Source organism: Tunturibacter psychrotolerans, from assembly GCF_040359615.1.
Taxonomy (GTDB): Bacteria; Acidobacteriota; Terriglobia; order Terriglobales; family Acidobacteriaceae; genus Edaphobacter; species Edaphobacter psychrotolerans.
This window is the reverse complement of sequence record NZ_CP132942.1, coordinates 1,026,490-1,043,349: the sequence shown is the minus strand read 5'-3', so window position 1 is coordinate 1,043,349 and position 16,860 is coordinate 1,026,490. Positions and strand designations below refer to the sequence as shown.

Annotated in this window: 17 protein-coding genes, 1 tRNA gene and 1 pseudogene; 5 read left to right on the top strand and 14 right to left on the bottom strand. The window is 57.0% G+C overall.

All coding sequences use genetic code 11. The features are described 5' to 3' along the window. Nucleotides 1–33 precede the first annotated feature (33 nt). Nucleotides 34–558, top strand: coding sequence for a DUF4136 domain-containing protein (locus RBB77_RS04185; RefSeq protein ID WP_353064925.1), 525 nt, complete (start codon nt 34–36; stop codon nt 556–558). Nucleotides 559–565: 7 nt separating this feature from the next. Here RBB77_RS04185 and RBB77_RS04180 read toward each other — a convergent pair whose 3' ends face one another. Continuing rightward, nucleotides 566–1,645: a DNA topoisomerase IB gene (locus RBB77_RS04180; protein WP_353064924.1), complete on the bottom strand. Its 1,080-nt coding sequence runs from the start codon at nt 1,643–1,645 to the stop codon at nt 566–568. 60 nt (nt 1,646–1,705) lie between these two features. Then, nucleotides 1,706–2,371: a Bax inhibitor-1/YccA family protein gene (locus RBB77_RS04175; protein ID WP_353064923.1), complete on the bottom strand. Its 666-nt coding sequence runs from the start codon at nt 2,369–2,371 to the stop codon at nt 1,706–1,708. A 199-nt stretch (nt 2,372–2,570) separates the two neighbouring features. Here RBB77_RS04175 and RBB77_RS04170 point away from each other — a divergent pair. Together RBB77_RS04170 and RBB77_RS04160 are read left to right on the top strand one after the other, a co-directional pair. Beyond that, a pseudogene (locus RBB77_RS04170) lies at nt 2,571–3,476 on the top strand (AAA family ATPase); the annotation flags it as partial. Between the two features lie 9 nt (nt 3,477–3,485). Next, on the top strand, nt 3,486–4,409 hold the full coding sequence (locus RBB77_RS04160) for a hypothetical protein (RefSeq protein ID WP_353064921.1): 924 nt from the start codon (nt 3,486–3,488) through the stop codon (nt 4,407–4,409). On the opposite strand, the gene asnS is transcribed toward RBB77_RS04160, so the two are convergent. The 4 genes from asnS to RBB77_RS04140 form a co-directional block, all read right to left on the bottom strand. Continuing rightward, nucleotides 4,400–5,746, bottom strand: a complete 1,347-nt coding sequence (gene asnS / locus RBB77_RS04155; RefSeq protein ID WP_353064920.1) for an asparagine--tRNA ligase — start codon at nt 5,744–5,746, stop codon at nt 4,400–4,402. The genes RBB77_RS04160 and asnS overlap by 10 nt on opposite strands. 153 nt (nt 5,747–5,899) lie before the next feature. After that, complete coding sequence (locus tag RBB77_RS04150; protein ID WP_353064919.1) at nt 5,900–6,718, bottom strand: hypothetical protein; 819 nt, start codon at nt 6,716–6,718, stop codon at nt 5,900–5,902. A gap of 415 nt (nt 6,719–7,133) precedes the next feature. Further along, entirely contained in the window at nt 7,134–8,006 is an 873-nt protein-coding gene (locus tag RBB77_RS04145) for a sugar phosphate isomerase/epimerase family protein (protein WP_353064918.1), read from the bottom strand. Nucleotides 8,007–8,160: 154 nt separating this feature from the next. Continuing rightward, nucleotides 8,161–8,820 (bottom strand): PEP-CTERM sorting domain-containing protein, encoded by a 660-nt coding sequence (locus tag RBB77_RS04140; protein WP_353064917.1) that lies wholly within the window; start codon nt 8,818–8,820, stop codon nt 8,161–8,163. Nucleotides 8,821–9,090: 270 nt separating this feature from the next. Between RBB77_RS04140 and RBB77_RS04135 the strand changes: the two genes are divergently transcribed. Further along, nucleotides 9,091–9,930 (top strand): SGNH/GDSL hydrolase family protein, encoded by an 840-nt coding sequence (locus RBB77_RS04135; RefSeq protein ID WP_353064916.1) that lies wholly within the window; start codon nt 9,091–9,093, stop codon nt 9,928–9,930. Between the two features lie 5 nt (nt 9,931–9,935). Here RBB77_RS04135 and RBB77_RS04130 read toward each other — a convergent pair whose 3' ends face one another. Next, a complete protein-coding gene (locus RBB77_RS04130) occupies nt 9,936–10,655 on the bottom strand; it encodes a DUF72 domain-containing protein (protein ID WP_353064915.1) in 720 nt (239 codons plus the stop codon). A 212-nt stretch (nt 10,656–10,867) separates the two neighbouring features. Here RBB77_RS04130 and RBB77_RS04125 point away from each other — a divergent pair, with 212 nt between their 5' ends. Further along, a complete protein-coding gene (locus RBB77_RS04125; protein WP_353064914.1) occupies nt 10,868–12,142 on the top strand; it encodes an ABC transporter permease in 1,275 nt (424 codons plus the stop codon). Between the two features lie 104 nt (nt 12,143–12,246). On the opposite strand, the gene rplI is transcribed toward RBB77_RS04125, so the two are convergent. From rplI to RBB77_RS04090, 7 genes are all read right to left on the bottom strand, one after another. Further along, nucleotides 12,247–12,723 (bottom strand): 50S ribosomal protein L9, encoded by a 477-nt coding sequence (gene rplI, locus RBB77_RS04120; RefSeq protein ID WP_353064913.1) that lies wholly within the window; start codon nt 12,721–12,723, stop codon nt 12,247–12,249. A 77-nt stretch (nt 12,724–12,800) separates the two neighbouring features. Then, nucleotides 12,801–13,145, bottom strand: a complete 345-nt coding sequence (rpsR, locus tag RBB77_RS04115; RefSeq protein WP_353064912.1) for a 30S ribosomal protein S18 — start codon at nt 13,143–13,145, stop codon at nt 12,801–12,803. Nucleotides 13,146–13,317: 172 nt separating this feature from the next. Further along, on the bottom strand, nt 13,318–13,785 hold the full coding sequence (gene rpsF / locus RBB77_RS04110; protein WP_353064911.1) for a 30S ribosomal protein S6: 468 nt from the start codon (nt 13,783–13,785) through the stop codon (nt 13,318–13,320). A gap of 113 nt (nt 13,786–13,898) precedes the next feature. Further along, a complete protein-coding gene (gene pth / locus RBB77_RS04105; protein ID WP_353064910.1) occupies nt 13,899–14,528 on the bottom strand; it encodes an aminoacyl-tRNA hydrolase in 630 nt (209 codons plus the stop codon). Between the two features lie 68 nt (nt 14,529–14,596). Further along, the gene (locus tag RBB77_RS04100) at nt 14,597–15,298 is read right to left on the bottom strand and encodes a 50S ribosomal protein L25 (RefSeq protein ID WP_353064909.1); all 702 of its coding nucleotides are present in this window, start codon (nt 15,296–15,298) and stop codon (nt 14,597–14,599) included. An 85-nt stretch (nt 15,299–15,383) separates the two neighbouring features. Beyond that, nucleotides 15,384–16,400: a ribose-phosphate diphosphokinase gene (locus RBB77_RS04095; protein WP_434557110.1), complete on the bottom strand. Its 1,017-nt coding sequence runs from the start codon at nt 16,398–16,400 to the stop codon at nt 15,384–15,386. A 355-nt stretch (nt 16,401–16,755) separates the two neighbouring features. Further along, a tRNA-Gln gene (locus RBB77_RS04090) sits at nt 16,756–16,829 on the bottom strand. Between the last annotated feature and the right edge of the window lie 31 nt (nt 16,830–16,860).

The following is a 16,860-nucleotide window of genomic DNA, read 5'->3' as shown; positions in this document are numbered from 1 at the left end:
TTCATATAAGGCAGTGTAGAGAGAGGACAAATTATGAGGGCAAGCACGAAAGTTTTTCTGCTGATGGCTGCTGGTTTTTTCTTTACGCTCGCTGGATATTCTCAAACAGTGGTTGTTGATTGGGACCACAGCGCCGGGAACTTTTCGCAGTTCAAAACTTATGCGTGGGTGAAACCGACTCGGCCAACCCCGAATCCATTGATGGACCAGCGCATTGTTGCGGCGATCGACAGCCAGTTGGCAGCGAAGGGGATGAGGAAGGCGGATGACTCTCCGGATGTGTTTGTGACTTACGGCGCCGGGATCTCGCAGCAGACTCAGACTGTCGCGACGGGAACGGGTGGCGGTTGGAGATGGGGCGGAGGCATGGCAACGGTGAACCAGTATGTGACCAGAGTGGGAACGCTGGTGGTGGATATCGACGATGGAAAGACGAAGCAGCTGCTTTGGCGCGGTGCGGCGAAAGACACGCTGTCGGACAAGCCGGATAAGAACAGCCAGAAGATCGATAAGGCTGTAGCGAAGATGTTCCAGAAATATCCACCAACCGGCAAGTAGATCATTGCTAGGCGACTGCCAAGTCCACTTGGCGGCGCAGCAGATTCAGAAGAGCGATCTCTTGGTGTTGTAAATCAGGCGATTGCGAACCCTTGTCCTGCACGCGGCGTTTAACTGTTTCGAGCATGGCGCCGCTTATGTATGAGTCGAGAACGGCAGGGTGCACGTAGCATTTTCTGCAGACCGACGGGGTGTTTCCCAGGCGTGCGGCTACCGATTTTATCGCCTGCACTACATTCCGTTTGGCCTGCGTCTCGGAGTCGAATGCTTCGAACTCGCGCAGCATCTCGCAGGCGAGAACGGATCCGGCCCAGGTGCGAAAGTCCTTTGCGGTGAAGTCCTGTCCTGAGATCTCGCGGAGGTATTCGTTGACGTCGGCGGAGTCGATCGAGTGCTGGGTGCCATCCTTGTCGACGTACTGGAAGAGCTCGTAGCCGGGGATGTCCTGGCAGCGTTGCACAATCTTGGCGATGCGCCGGTCGGTGATGTCGACTGTATGTTTGACTCCGCTTTTGCCCTGGAAGTTGAAGGTTACGGTAGAACCGTCTATCTCGACGTGTTTGTTCCGCATCGTCGTGAGTCCGTAGGAGTGATTTTGACGTGCGTACTCCTCGTTGCCGACGCGGATGAGTGTGGTTTCCATGAGGCGAATGATGGTTGCGAGGACTTTGGGGCGAGGCAGATTGGGAAGCGAGAGATCATGCTCGACGCGCTCGCGGATGATCGGCAGAGCTGCGCCAAAGATCATCATCCGCTCGTACTTGGTCTCGTCGCGCACCTCGCGCCAGCGCGGATGATAGCGGCTCTGCTTTCTGCCTCGTGCATCTCGGCCTGTGACTTGAAGGTGGCCCTTAGGGTTTGGACAGATCCAGACTTCGGTCCAGGCTGGAGGGATGACAAGAGACTTGATCCGCCCCAGTGTCTCTTCGTCGCGGACTGCGACTCCGCTCGGATCGAGGTAGCGAAAGCTCTTGCGCCACGGCTTACGTTGGATGCCGGGTTTCGTGTCGGTGACATAACGCAACCCGGCGGCTTTTGCGGACTCGGCAGGATCAATGACTATTTCTAAGCGTTTCTTTCGCGGCATGACTTCTTCCCAGTAGATACACCTGAGAGGCTTGGATGCGGTCGCGAGCTTCCGCGGGAGTTAGTTCCTGCGGCGGCCACCCATGAGTTGAAGAACAGCGAGGAAGATGTTGATCGCGTCGAGATAGATGGAGAGGGAGAGCGAAACGGCGGAGCGGCCGTCTCCGCCAGCGCGGATGCGGGCGAAGTCGCCTACGGTAAGCAGACCGAAGATACCGAGCGTCAGCCAGGAGTAGGTGTCCGGCGAGAGGAAGTGGAAGAACATGCTGGCGATTCCAGCGATGATCAGCAGAAGAAGCGCGGCGAAGCCGATGCCGGCGATGCGGCGGTAGTTGATGTTGAAGAGATACGCGACGCAGCCCATGACGGCCATGCCAGCGCCAGTGGTGGCGGCGGCATTGAAGACGATGCCGGAGCCGAAGTTGTGGATGTAGCGCTGGATGAGGGGACCGATCTCCCAGCCCATGAAGTAGGTGAGGGTGAGGAAGAGTCCGAGCGCGACGGCAGGATTCGCCTTACGGGTGAAGTTGATGGCGAATACGAGGCCCAGAACGACGATGAAGCCGACGAACGTGCCCCAGGGCGGCGCAGTAGCGACGCCGAGGGCGGTGACGAAAAAGCCGAACGAGGTGATGGCAAGCACCTTGGCAAGCAGGGAGGACGTCTCCTCGCGGGGGACATCGATGATGCCGGTATAGGTGTTCGTGTTGTAGTCGTTCAATGCCATGGTTCGCTCCTGCTACGTTCTTTGGACGCCAGTGATTTCGGCTCCAACACTATGAGACGCTTTTCCGGGTAGTTTGTCATGTGAATGTTGTAGGAAGTTAGTTCGGGAGCGACCCTCCTGCGATGACGCAGATGAATCACCTCACGAAGTTCTGCAAAGCGTCGGTTTCCGAGCTCGTTTTCTACCTTGGACCTCTGGCATGTACGATTCTGCGAGAGGTGAAACATTGAGTAGCGCCTTAAGGATTACGTCAGTAAGATTTTCTCGCTACAAAGCATTTCGTGAATTTTCAGTTTCGCTAGAAAATTTCAACATCTTGGTTGGCGCAAACAACGCAGGCAAATCGACAATACTTAGTGCGTTCCGCATTCTGGCGGAGGCGTTAAGGCGCGCGAAAGCCAAATCCCCAAGTTTCGTCCAAGGCCCAGATGGGACCACTCGAGGCTATCAAGTAAATATGGGCAACGTGCCAGTTGCAACCGAAAATATCTTTCATGAATATAACGACGCCCTCCCTGCCAGCGTGAAGTTCAGAGTGTCTACTGGCGATTTCTTGATCCTCTTCTTTCCTGAGCGTGGAGTCTGCAACCTCATCTGTGAGACCGCGGGACGAGTAATCACGTCTCCATCGGCCTTCAGAAAGCACTTCAACCTTGAGATTGGTTTTGTTCCCACCCTTGGGCCTGTCGAGCATGAAGAGCCGTTATATCAGCAAGAGGCTGCCCGGGAAGCCTTACTTACACATAGAGCATCCCGAAACTTCAGGAACATATGGCATCACCGCCCAGAATTTTTCCCCGAGTTTCGCCAACTGATTAATGACACATGGCCGGGAATGGATATAAAGCTACCGGAGATTGACCGGACTCATGACAAACCATTGCTCCGTATGTTTTGTCCAGAAGATCGTATCGACCGGGAGATTTTTTGGGCGGGTTTTGGGTTTCAGGTTTGGTGTCAGATGCTGACATTTATCGTAGCCAATTGATCTGCCTCCCTATTTCTTATTGACGAACCTGATATTTATCTTCATTCGGATCTTCAGCGGCAACTAGTCGGTCTGCTGAGATCCCTAGGTCCGGATATTCTTCTCGCTACCCACTCCACAGAAATCATGATGGAAGCCGAGCACAGCGATATTCTGATCGTTTCAAGGGAATTTCAAGCTGCGAAACGCCTAAAGAATCAAGGCCAACTGCAGTCCGTCTTTAGCAACTTGGGGTCCAGCATAAGACCGGTCCTTACACAAATAGGTCGGACAAAAAAACTCGTATTTGTTGAAGGTAAGGACTTCCGTGTCATATCTCAGTTCGCCACCAAGCTCGGCTCGACTGTGGTGGCAAACAGATCTAAGTTCGCAGTGATCCCGGCCGGAGGTTTTAACCCCGCTCGTGCGAAGTCTTTTAAGGAAGGTGTTGAGGAGACACTCGGCGCTAAAATAACCGCCGCACTGATCTTTGATCGGGATTACCGATCCGAGGAAGAGGTAATTGAACAGCTCGTAGCATCTAGGAAATTTTGCGACTACGCCCATATACATTCGCGGAAGGAGTTAGAAAATTTTATGCTCGTTCCTGACGCCATCGATCGGGCGATTGCCTCTCGAATTCTTCAACGAAACGGACGAACGGGTGAAGTTGTGACCTACTCCGGGTCTGTCCGCGAGGAGCTAGAAGCCATAACAGACGGGATGAAACATCACCTTCTTGAGCAAATACTCACTAGGAAACCTACCCCAGAAGAAAAGCTGAAGCAGGAAAGTCACAAATCAGCTATTGCCACCGCTACACTCGATCAATTCGAAAAGGAATGGGTAAATCTTGACTCTCGTCTCATGATCGTTCATGGAAAGGAAGTATTGGCTAGCCTGAATGAGTTCCTGCAGAGATGGCAGGTCAGCATAACGGCCACTCAGATAATTGACGCTATGTCGCCTAATGAGATTCCCGATGAAATGAGAGATATAGTTTCGTCCCTCACTGAGTTCTGCTCATTACCCGGCACCAAGGTCGTTTCCGTCAGTTCCAATCACGGATAAATCCTGTTCAGCGTGCGGGCGAAGGGGATGGTTTCGCGGACGTGGTCGAGGCCGCAGATCCAGGCTACGGCGCGCTCGATGCCCATACCGAAGCCGGCGTGGGGGACGCTGCCGTATTTGCGCAGGTCGAGGTACCACTGGAAGGCGTCGAGCGGGAGGTGGTGCTCTTCGATGCGGGACTTGAGAAGGTCGTAGCTGTCGATGCGCTGGGAGCCGCCGATGATTTCGCCGTAGCCCTCGGGGGCGAGGACGTCGACGCAGAGAGCCTTGGTGGGGTCGAGCGGGTCGGGCTGCATGTAGAAGGCCTTGAAGGCGGCGGGATAGCGATGAATCATGACGGGCTTATCGAACTGGCTGGAGATGTAGGTCTCGTCGGGGCTGCCGAAGTCGTCGCCGTATTTGTGAGGAGCTTCGATCTTGCCGGCTTTGTGGGCTTCATCGAGCATGGCGTGGGCTTCGTCGTAGCTTAGGCGGGGGAAGGTGCCGACGACGGCTTCGAGCTTGGCGATGTCTTTGCCGATGACCTTGAGGTCGGTGCGGTGCGACTCGAGAACGCGAGTGACGATGTGGGTGATGAAACCTTCGGCGAGGTTCATGAGGCCGTCGAGCTCGAGGAAGGCGACCTCGGGTTCGATCATCCAGAACTCGGTGAGGTGGCGGCGGGTTTTGGATTTTTCAGCACGGAAGGTGGGGCCGAAGCTGTAAACCTTGCCGAGTGCGAGGGCCGTGGCTTCGATGTAGAGCTGGCCGGACTGGGTGAGGTAGGCCTTGTCGTCGTCGAAGTAGTCCATCTCGAAGAGCTCGGAGGTGCCTTCGCAGGCGTTGGGGGTGAGGATGGGTGGGTCGGTGCGGATGAAGCCGTTGGTGTCAAAGTGCTCGGCTGCGGCGCGCATGATGGTGGCGCGGACGCGGAGGATGGCGGACTGGCGCGGGGTGCGGAGCCAGAGGTGGCGGTGCTCCATGAGGAAGTCGACGCCGTGCTCTTTGAGGGTGATGGGGAAGGGAGTGTCTTCGGGGACGCGCTGGAGGACTTCGATGCTTTCGACGTCGAGCTCGTAGCCGGAGGGAGCGCGGGAGTCGGCGCGGACTTTGCCGGTGACGGTGAGAGAGGATTCGAGGGTGAGGTTCTTAAGGGTTTCGAAGACCTCTTCGGAGACGGCGGCTTTGGGGACGATGCCCTGGATGGTGCCGGTGCCGTCGCGGAAGATGGGAAAGAGGAGCTTGCCCGAGGCGCGGAGGTTGTAGAGCCAGCCGCGGAGGGTGATGGTCTGGCCTTCGTGCTGGGACAGGGAGGCGATTGTGGCGAGGGGGGCGGCGGCAGTTGCGAATTCTGACATGACTTAATGAGTTTACTCGTACGCCATCTTTTCAGGTCGGATCTGCTCCGCCGAGGAACCTCGTCGAGTTGGAAGACGGTTCACTTTCGCGCGAATGCTCCACTCACGCGATAAGGCCGCATGAAGGAAGCATCCGCGTTGGAGTCTATTCAGTTAGAGGCCGTTGCTGCCTCCCTTTTTCTTGCGGCGCGCGTCGGGAGGGGTGGTCGATTTGCCCGTTTTTGGATTGCCGCAGTCGTTGTGGAGGACATTTGAGGGATCGGGAGAGCTCTCGAGGCATGGGATTGCGCTCAGGTACTCGTAGATGGCCTCCAGATGATGGTCGGTCATGTTGTGGAATGTGGGCCACGGCATGACCTGAAGAAGAGCGCCATCGACGGGAGGCGGAATGCAGTTTGTCGGGGTAGGAACCGGAGCAGGAGAGGTGCAGGTGGGGTGGAGCTTGTCGAAGTCGATGCCGGTCTTCATTATTTTTTTGAAGTCTGCGAGGGTGTGGCCGCCTTCGGGCAGGCCAGTCTTGTCCGGCGTCAGATTGCGGGCGATGATGTCGGGACCGACGTAGTCTCCGTAGGCCGCGGGTGGGTAGACACCGGGGATTGGCGGAACGGCTGGGCCGAAGTCAGAGCCCCCTTCGAGGTAGGTGGTGGGATCGACTTTGGCGGGTTGTCCAAAGTAAGGGTTTCCGCCTGCGGCGTAGTTGAAGTTTGGGGGACCGCCGCCGGTGTGGCAACCGTTGCAGTCACCAACCGCGTTGACCAGATAACTGCCTAATCCCACGAGTTCCTTATCCTTGCCTCGAAGGTTGAGCGGGACGGGAGCGATCTGGAATCCGATTCTGACTAGGGAGTCCTCGTTGGCCCAGTTGTTTTGCGCTTGAACGGGACGTGCGGTTCTCCACGTTCCTGCGAAAAGAACAATGACTACCGTGGCGGCAGTAGCCGCGGCGATTCTGATTAAATTGTGCGATTTCACTTCAATTCTCCCTTCTTGCGTCGATTGACCAGAAAGGCCTGTCCAGCCGCGATTCCCGGGTTGGAATCTGGTGGATATTTCAGGTTGGGGGGACCCGTTTGCGGAAAGCCTATACCTGCGGTACGGGAGTGTCAAAGAGGCACGAGGTCGCGCAGGATGACGCTTCGGATGTGATGGCAGGAGGCGCTTTAGAAGAAGACGCAGAGAATTGGGCACAGCAAAAAGCAGGTTCCCGCAGGGACCACATGCAAGAACGACAAAACAAACGGCAACCCGCAGGTTTCTCCACTCCACTGCTCGCAAAGTGCGCGAGCAGCACCGGTCGAGATGACAGTTCTGGAGTGGGCACAGAAAAGACAACAGCAACTGCAACGACCACAGTAGATTTTTCGCCCGCGCTCAGGATGAAAACTACTTATGAGGATTGGAGTTGTTCGGTGGTTCGCTTGAGGAGGTCGAAGGCTTGCGTGGCTTTGGTGGTGACAGATTCGGGGGTTTCTTCCAGCTCGTGGGCGACTTCCAAGATGCCCGGAGTGTTAGCCGGGAGAGCGGCGATGTGTTTGGCGATGTTGTGCCAGTCGATGCCTGCGGTGCCGGGCCAGAGATGGTCGTCCTTGGCGCCGAGGTTGTCGTGGATGTGGAGCTCGGCGATGCGGGGCTTGAGGAGCTCAAAGGCTTCGTCGATGCCTTTGTTGGCGTCGGGGGCAGCTAGGTGAGCATGGCCTATGTCGAGGGTGACGCCGACGCGGTCGAAGTGGCCGACCTTGAGGATTTCGAGGAGGTGCTCGGGGGTGGTGATGTCGTTTTGGAGATTTTCAAGCAGGATGCGGACGCCGAGTGGGTGCGCGAAGGCCTTGAGGTGCTCGATGGCGGTGAGGGAGTTCTCGAGAGCGCGGAGGTTCCAGGCATCGTCCTTGTGGCCAAGGTGGAGGGTACAGGCGGAGATGGGGATCTGCTCGGCGGATTCGAGAGCGCGCTTGACCTCGTCCATGGCGGAGATGCGGCGGGATTTTTCGGGGTCGATCAGATTGAGGTTTGGTGCGACATGGCGGGACCACTGGGCGTCGGCGCGATCGCTGAGGTAGAGAGGCTGGTGGAGCGTGGCTCCTACGCCGGCGGAGTTGAACCAGGTGGCGATGTCCCGGACGGCAGCGCGGTCGGTGTAATCGAAGTGGTGGCGGGCGGCAAAGAGTTCGATGACCTGAGCGCCGGATCGGTGAAGAGCGTCGAGCAGGCCGGGGTGCAGGCGCTGCGGGAGGAAGACGTGGGTAGAGAGTCCGGGTTGCATCACCTCTTAAGGTACAGCAGAGAGGCTGCTTAAGGGTTCTCCAGAGAGCGGACGCTAATGTCTCACCCCTCAAAAGTGAGCCGGCTCTCCGAATCGAAGAGCCGGCTGGAAGACGGCAGTAATCTGTTATTTCAGGCGAGGAACCGACGCTTACCTAGGTGAGTAGACCTAAAAGGCCGGTACCAACCAAGGCCAAGGTGTCGGGTTCGGGGACGGCCGGAGGCGGTGTAGGTGCCCCGACGAGGCCGATGGTGAAGCCATTCCAGAACTCGGGATTTTGGGCGGTGAAGGAGAGCGAGGTAACAGGGCCGCCAGTGAAGAGGATGGTTCCATCACTCTCATTGCCGATCAGCGTGTCGCCGCTCTTCGAAATGCAGCCGCCACCGTAGATGATGTTGGGGCCGCAGGCTTCGATACTAAATCCCTGATCGAAGGTGTACTGGGTTGCGATGGTTGGTTGTCCCAGACTGACCTCGGAGAGCACGATTCCAGAGACTGCAGTAGAAAAGTTGAAGGTATCCGTGTTACCCGGAGCGCCGGTGATCGCGATCAGGCCTCCGTTGGTAGCAGCATTTCCGACGACTCCGCCAACGTAAGAGCCTATGGGTTGAAAGTAGTTGAAGTTGCCGACGTTCGAGGCATTGACGAACGAGATCTCACCCGAGTAAGTGACGCCGACCGTGCCAATGGTTCCGGTAACAACACCTTTGGTGGGCGCGTTCCAGTCGGCCCACGTTACGGTGTCTGCGAAGGCCGCAGGAGCAGCGGCCAAAAGAAGCGAGCTTACTACGAGACTCAAAGAGGGAAAGCGCATCCAGGTACCGTCGGAAGTGGATTTACAGGGGCCCAGTGCCCGCTATTAAGCAGTTTGTGTACCGAAACTCTCTGGGCGACAGATACTTCTGCAAGAAAGGCTTACCTCATCCGCGTGAAGTTGGCTTGTTAAGGTATGTTGCATTTTATTGCACATTTTATGCGGCCCGGTGCTCCACAATTGTTCCTTCGGTAACCGTATGTTAGAGATTCGTTACACGGATGGACAGTTACAATCGGACGCAAAGAATCAAGAACGGCGGAGGTTTCGATGCGAGATCTGACGCGAGTTTCTGCGGTCGGGTGGGTGATTTTTGGGTTTGTCATCGCGTGTGGGCAGATGCGAGGTCAAAGCGCAGTCAACCAGACGCCTGCACCCGCTGCCACGGCCCCGCAGGTCACTTCTCCGGCTCCGGTATCGCCGGTTCTCACACCAGAGGAGGAGACGGCGAAGCAGATCGCTACGATGGAGACGAAACTGGCGGACTGGCCGCAACTGGGACGATATCGAGCCGACAACGCAGCGCTGGCTTCGGCGATGGAGGGCACGCAGAGGGTGGTATTTTATGGAGACTCGATCACGGATAGCTGGGGGCGGCGCGCGGGTACGGGGGAGTTCTTTCCAGAGAAGTCGTATGTAAATCGCGGGATCAGCGGGCAGACCACGCCTCAGATGGTGGTGCGGTTTCGGCAGGATGTGATCGATCTGCGTCCGGCAGCGGTGGTGATTTTGGCGGGAACCAACGACATCGCAGGGAATACGGGGCCGATGACGCCGCAGATGACCGAGGACAACTTCCGGTCAATGATCGATCTGGCGAAGGCGAATGGGATTCGGGTGATTGTCGCGTCGATTTTGCCGGTAGCGGACTATCCGTGGAAGCCGGGACTGGCTCCCGCGCCGAAGATCAGGACACTAAATGATTGGCTGAAAGGGTACTGTGTGGTCCACTCGGTGACGTACCTCGATTACTACTCGTCGATGGTGGGGCAGGATGGCGGTATGAAGGCCGGCATCAGCTTCGACGGAGTGCACCCGAATGCGCAAGGGTACGCGATTATGTCGCCGCTGGCGCAGGCAGCGATCGATAAGACGTTGGTTGGCAAATAGAGTGGTCAGCTAGCTAAGAAATGCTTGAGGCATTGGGCGTTTCCGAATGCCGCTCCGAAGACAGTGTTGTCGAAGATGCACCAGATCTCTTTTGTTGGGTGAGCCGCGAAGCTGGCAGCGAGACTCCGAAGATATCCTTCGGGGTAAGGTGAGTAGTAAATACGAGGGCTGCCGTGAAGGCGGCAGTAGATTAGTTCGCCCCAGCCAGCGGCGTATGCGGCTTGAGGGACACGGGCGGGGTCGGCGGCAACTCTTGCGATCCGAAAACTCTGCAGGAGATCATCGACGTCGGGAGTGAACCAAGTGGCGTGGCGGGGTTCTATGACACAATTCCGCGAATATAGATCGCGAAGCATGGTGAAGAACGTCTTGGCGGTGGTTGGGTTGAAGATAGAGTTCGGCGGAAGTTGAAAGAGGATCGTACCTAGCTTGTCGCCAAGAGCGTTCGCTTCGGTCAGGAAGTTTTGTAACTGCGCCTGGGTGCAAGCTAGCTTGGCTTCGTGAGTGATCGTCTTCGGCGCCTTGACGGAGAAGCAAAAGTCGTTTGGAACCGAGTTCGCCCATTTCTTCCAGGTAGAGAGGCGGTGAGAGCGGTTGAAAGAGGAGTTGATCTCGGCACAGTTAAAGATTTCGGAGTAGCGGACCAGATGGGTTCCGTGCGGTGCGGTGGCTGGAAATTGTTTCGGAATACTCCAGCCAGCCGTACCGATTCGGAGGGACCTCATAAAGCGATTCGATGCAAAATGCTCCGATCTAGTAATTTCCGTGACTTTCGCGGTGCGTCATCGAGAGAATTGCATTTCCACTGTCCAGGAAACGCCAGCGGGCGCCCAATAAAAGATCCCAAGGGACAGCGCCGACATAGGGCCAGGCCAGAAGGTTTCGCAAGAAACCATGAACCGCTGCGATACTGGTAGGCGTCTAACTTTCTAGGCCAATGGCAACCACCAATCTCCCCAAGCCGAGCTCGTTCGACCGTACGCTGGCCAGCGCGCGGTCTACGATGATGTTCAGCGAGGTCGCAAGGCTTGCGGTTGATAGCTTCCGCGCCAGCAAGACGCGGTTTCTGCTCACCATGCTGGGTATGGTCATCGGTTCTGCGTCGATCATTCTTGTCGCGACGCTTGGGTCGACAGGCAAGCAGTATGCCCTGGATCAGCTGACGAGCATCGGACCGAACAAGATTGAGCTGCAGTATGGCGGCGGCAACATCAGTGGCCCCGAGAACACCAGCACGCCCGACTACATGACGACAGACGACATGCGTGCCGTCCTCGACCAGGTTCCGGGAATCGTCGCATCGTCGCCGATGCTGGAGTATCACGATAACGTGAGTCTTGGCGGAGGCATTACGAAGCAGACGACGCTGCTGGGCGTCTCTCCTCAGTACCGGGTCGTGCGCAATCTAGTCGTGGTTTCAGGACGCTTCTTCGACGATCAGGACGAGCTTGCCCATGAGAAGGTCGCGGTAATCGTGAAGCCTTTCGCGGAGGAACTTTACGGCAACTCCAGAGAAGCGGTCGGAAAAACAATCAGCATCAAGGGCATACCGTTCGTTATCATCGGGGTCTTCCGGGAGGCCTTCGATACCTACGGGACTTCTGAGATCAGCGATCACACCATGCTTGTGCCTTACCCGGTGGTGCGCTACTTCACCGGAACCAATACGCTGAAAGAGATCTTTTTCACGATGCGTAGTGCCTCGATGGTGGTGCCAGCCAGTAACCGCATTCTTGAAATCGTCCGGTCCCGCCACTATGCGGGTTCGGTCTACACGGCTGCGACGCTCACCGATATTCTCACCAGCATGGCAAAGATTGCAGACATGCTGACCATCGTTCTCACGCTTGGAGCGGGTATCACGATGATTGTCAGCGGCGTCGGCATTATGAACAGCATGCTCGCCAATGTTCAGTCGCGGCTGAAAGAGATTGGGATACGGAAGGCATTGGGTGCGACAAGCCGCGAGATCAGGCTGCAGTTTCTCACTGAGTCGGTCTTCCTTTCGCTAAGCGGTGGGGTCATCGGCACAATCATTGGTCTGGCGCTGCCATTGACCCTCGGCTTGCTTACGCCGTTTAGCATCCCCGTCAATCCATGGTCGCCAGTCTTCGCGCTTGGTAGTTCAGTACTCGTTGGCGTTCTCTTTGGGACGCTTCCGGCGAACCGCGCCGCACGGCTCGATCCTGTTCAGACGCTGAAGTACGAGTAAGGCGTCTTTTCATTCGAACACTGCCCGTTACAAAATAGAACGCATCGACCCTCGCGCAGATTTCGCGAAGGCCGATGCGTTTTTGATGTTTCGAAGCTGATCGATTAAGCGGTGGTGGTGACCGCTTCGGCTTCGGGCTGATCGCCCTTGACAGTCACCTTCACGTGACTGGTGACCTCGCGGTGTAGCTTAACTGGAACGTGGTATTCGCCGATCGTCTTCAGGGGCTCCTCGAGGGAGATCTTGCGGCGATCGATGGTGAAGCCCTTGGCTTCGAGCTGTTGCGCGATGTCGCCCGAGGTGACCGAGCCGAACAGATGCTCGTTCTCACCAACCTTGCGCTCGAACACGAGCTCGACCTCAGAGAGCTGCGTGGCCAACTGCTCGGCTCCGGTCTTCTCCTTGGCGGACTTGCGAACAGCAGAGGCCTTCATCTGCTCAATGACTGCCTTATTTGCGAGAGTCGCTTCGATCGCGAGCTTCTCGGGCAGCAGGTAGTTGCGCCCGTAACCGTCAGCGACCTTGACCACGTCGCCACGATGTCCGAGCTTGTTTACGTCTTCCTTCAGAATGACTTCCATTGCATTTCTCCGATTTCGTCTCTGGCTTCAGTGCCGCCAGTCTTGCGTATCCAGTAGTTCCGCCGCAGCGGAAGAAGTTAGAAGCGTGCAGCGAAGGCGAGCAGAGCGATGTTTCGCGACTGCTTGATTGCCAGGCTGAGCTTGCGCTGGTGGCGGGTGCAAACGCCGGTCAGGCGGCGCGGAACGATCTTGCCACGCTCGGCAACGAACCCCTGAAGCAGACGAACGTCGCGGTAGGAGATGGCGTCGATCTTCTCGGTGCAGAACTTGCAGACCTTCTTGCGGCGGAAGAACTTGCGGCCGCCAGGACCACCGCCGGGTGCGCCTGCGGGGCGTGGAGTGCGAGGACCCGCGCCGGGGCCAGAGTGCGCCGGGCGGGATGTTGGTGCGTGCTGCTCAGTGGATTGCGTTTCGTCAGCCATGATATTTCCCTCTCAGGTACGTTGTGCCTCTCCTCGCTCCAGGTTCGCGTTGGAGCCTCTGAACAATCGGCGAAGTGCAGTCGATTGGAAGCGAAGATCGGTGTTCGTAGTGCGTTGTGCGATGCGCGATGCGGTTTGAGCATCATCGCGAATGTTTAGGCGAAGGCGGAAGTTAGACCGCGGTGGAGACAGTCTCGGCTGGCGCCTCGGCGACAGGGGCTGCTGCAACTGGCTTCTTCTCTTCTTCTGGGTCAGTCGCTGCCGCTGCCTGGACAGGAGCTGCGATCGGCTGCGCGCTGCGCTTCACCTTGGTGTCGCGGATGGCCTTGACCTTCGCGAGACGCTTCTCTTCTTCATCCATGCGAACCGTAATGAACTTGATGACCTGCTCGGAGACGCGGAGGCGGCGCTCGATCTCAGTGATCAGCGAACCGGCTGCGGCAACGTTCAGCAGGATGTAGAAACCGTCATTGAACTTGCGGACGGTGTAGGCGAGCCGACGGCGGCCCATCTTCTCGACGCTCTTCACTTCGCCGCCACCATTGGTGACGTTCGCGGAAAATCCTTCAATCAGCTTGTCGAGTTCGGCTTCTTCAACGTCCGGCCGGACGATGAACATGATTTCGTAGGTACGATTCATTCGATTACTTCTTTCTGCGAAGTTCTGCTTCGCACCGTGCTGACGTCTGTTCTGCCAACCCGGTTTGGAATTTCGACTGCGTCTAGTTTCCGTAACAACACTTTGCTGCTGCTTTACTTCTCCTTCAGCGCATCCGATCCATTCTCAGGATCGTCTGGCCGACGGTTGAATCTGTTCATCGCGGCACTGACCCCTTCGGTTAGCACCGCCTCGACAGCGTCTTCCACTCTGTCAAGCACTTCATCCAGCACCGCAAGCTCCTGCTTGCGAAACTGCGACAGCAGATAATCCCTGCCGCCGGCTTTAATCTCTCTCCCATCCGCCAACGCTGGTTTCCCGACGCCGATGCGAATGCGCAACCACTCTTCCGTTCCAAGCGCACCGGAGATGGACCTCACTCCGTTGTGCCCGTTCGCCCTGCCGTTCGCGCTGATGCGTAGCCTGCCCAGCGGAAATGCAAGCTCGTCATAGAGGACGATCAGATCCTCCGACGGAATTTGCAGCTCAAGCTCCTGAACCAGGGCGGCCACAGAAAGCCCGCTCAGATTCATGAACGTCTCAGGTTTAGCCAGCAGAACTTCGTGTCCTGCAAGCCTGGCCTTTGCCGTAAGAGCCCGTCCCCGGCGATTCGAGAGGACCACACCGCAGTCATCCGCGATGCGATCCACAGCGAGAAAGCCTGCGTTGTGCGGCGTGAACTGATACTCGATACCGGGGTTGCCGAGACCGACAATCAACTTCACGCTTTGTTTCCCTTTCCAGCAAACTCAGGCGGCCTGCAGATCTCGAAAGACTCGCAGGCCGCGTAAAACTACTTCTTCTTCGCGTCTTTGGCATCGGCAGCAGGAGCAGCGGCCGGAGCGGCTGCATCTGTCTTGCCCTTCTTGGCAACTTCCGGCTCGGTCGGCGCAGCAGCGACCGCATCGGCGGCTGGAGCCTCTTCCTTGATGATGGTGACGTGTGCAACCGTCGCGTTCTCATCGCCGAGGAACTTGATGCTGCCAGAGTGCGGCAGATCGGAGATGTGGATGATGCCGTGCAGCTCGAGGTTGGAGACGTCCACATCGAGGTGGCTCGGAATGTCGCCCGGCAAGCACTCAATCTCAACTTCGCGAATGACGTGCTCAAGGATGCCACCCTGCGACTTCACGCCGACAGGAACGCCAACCAGCTGGATCGGCACCGAAACGATCATCGCCTTGTCCATCGCGATGCGCTTCAGGTCGATGTGTAATAGGTGACCCTTGATGGGCTCATGCTGCCAGTCGACGATCATGGCCTTGACCACGGTCGATCCCTCGACGTTGAGGTCGAAGATGGTGTTGTGACCGGAGTCGGAGTGCAGAATCCTGGTGATGACCTTGGGGTCGACCGCAACGGCGACTGCGTCCTGGCCCGCGCCGTAGACAACGGCGGGAATCTTGCCGGCGACACGAACGCGACGAGCTGCATTCTTGTTGAACTTGCCCTCGCGGGGCGTTGCGACGACTGCTTCTGTGTTGGTTGTTGCCATGATGAATCTTCCTTTCGGGCACAGAGTTGAGCTCTGCTCCCTTTGCTACCTGGGTTGTGCCAGGCCGCCTGTAGCTGGTTGCGACCTAGTTGAACAGCGTACTGACGCTGGTCTCCATGTGAATACTCTCGATCGCGCGGCCAAGCAGACCGGCAATCGAAAGCACTTTGATCTTCTCCACCTTCAACGCGTCTTCGCGAAGAGGGATGGTATTCGTCACGATCAACTGCTCCAACCGCGACGCTGCGATGCGCTCGACCGCCGGGCCCGAAAGCACCGGATGCGTTGCGCACGCATAAACTTTTTCCGCGCCCTCTGCCAGCAGCGCATCCACCGTCTTCACCAAAGTTCCGGCGGTGTCGATAATGTCGTCGAGGATCAAGCACGTCCGGCCCTGCACATCGCCGATCACGTTCATCACCTCGGTGACATTGATGTCGGTCCGCCGCTTGTCGACGATGGCCAACGGTACATCAAGTTTCTTGGCGAAGAATCTCGCCCTCTCCACGCCGCCAGCATCCGGCGAAACCACCGTCAGATTGGGCAGCTCCAGCTTCCGGAAGTAGCTCACCAGCACCGGGCTGGCGAATAAATGATCTACCGGAATATTGAAGAAGCCTTGAATCTGGGCTGCATGCAGATCGACGAGCAGAGCGCGGTTTGCACCGGCGGTGGTCAGAAGATCGGCAACCAGCTTCGACGTGATGGCAACGCGCGGACGGTCTTTTCTGTCCTGCCGGGCGTAGCCATAGTAAGGAATAACAACCGTGATTCGTCCGGCTGAGGCGCGCTTCAGCGCGTCCATCATGATCAGCAGTTCGACAAGATGCTGATCGACCGGAAAACACGTAGGCTGCACGAGAAATACATCCGCACCGCGAACGTTCTCGAGCAGCTGAAAATGAACCTCGCCGTCGGAGAATCTCTGCAACCGGGTCTCGCCCAGCGGCACACCGACGAACTTGCAGATCTCTTCAGCCAGAGGCTTATTGGAAGACCCGCAAAAAATCTTGATGCGCTTATCATCTGCCAGCCTGCCGGGGCGCTTTTCTTCCGGGGCCGTCTTGTCCGTTCCAGATGTTTTTGGCTTCCCGTCCAAAATTCCGTTGGAGGAGAGCGCCGGTGCAGTCTGAGAGATTGTTTCTGTCTCTTCAGACTGCCCTGAGATAGGGGAAAGAACCGCAGTCGTGTTTCGTTCGTTCACGTGAAACCCTCCAGGCTGGTTGACCTTGAATGTTCCTGCTGCATTGTCTTCGGAGGCCTTGTTGCGGCCCCGTTACTTCTTCTGAAATCCTTGTTGCGGACTACTCAAAAAAACTAAAAGACTTCGGCTCTTCTCTTCGTACATCTTTCTTCGCGCTGTTTTCCGCGAAGTCCAAATCGTCTTACTGCTGCGGCAAGTTGTTGCTGCCGCCTAAGATCCCTAATCCGTCTCGTCGCATCTGGCGTCGACTTGTTGGTTGGGCGACTAGGATTCGAACCTAGACAAAGTGCTCCAAAGGCACTTGACCTACCGTTAGTCGATCGCCCAGTTCATCGCCGGATGTAGTTTCATTTTACTT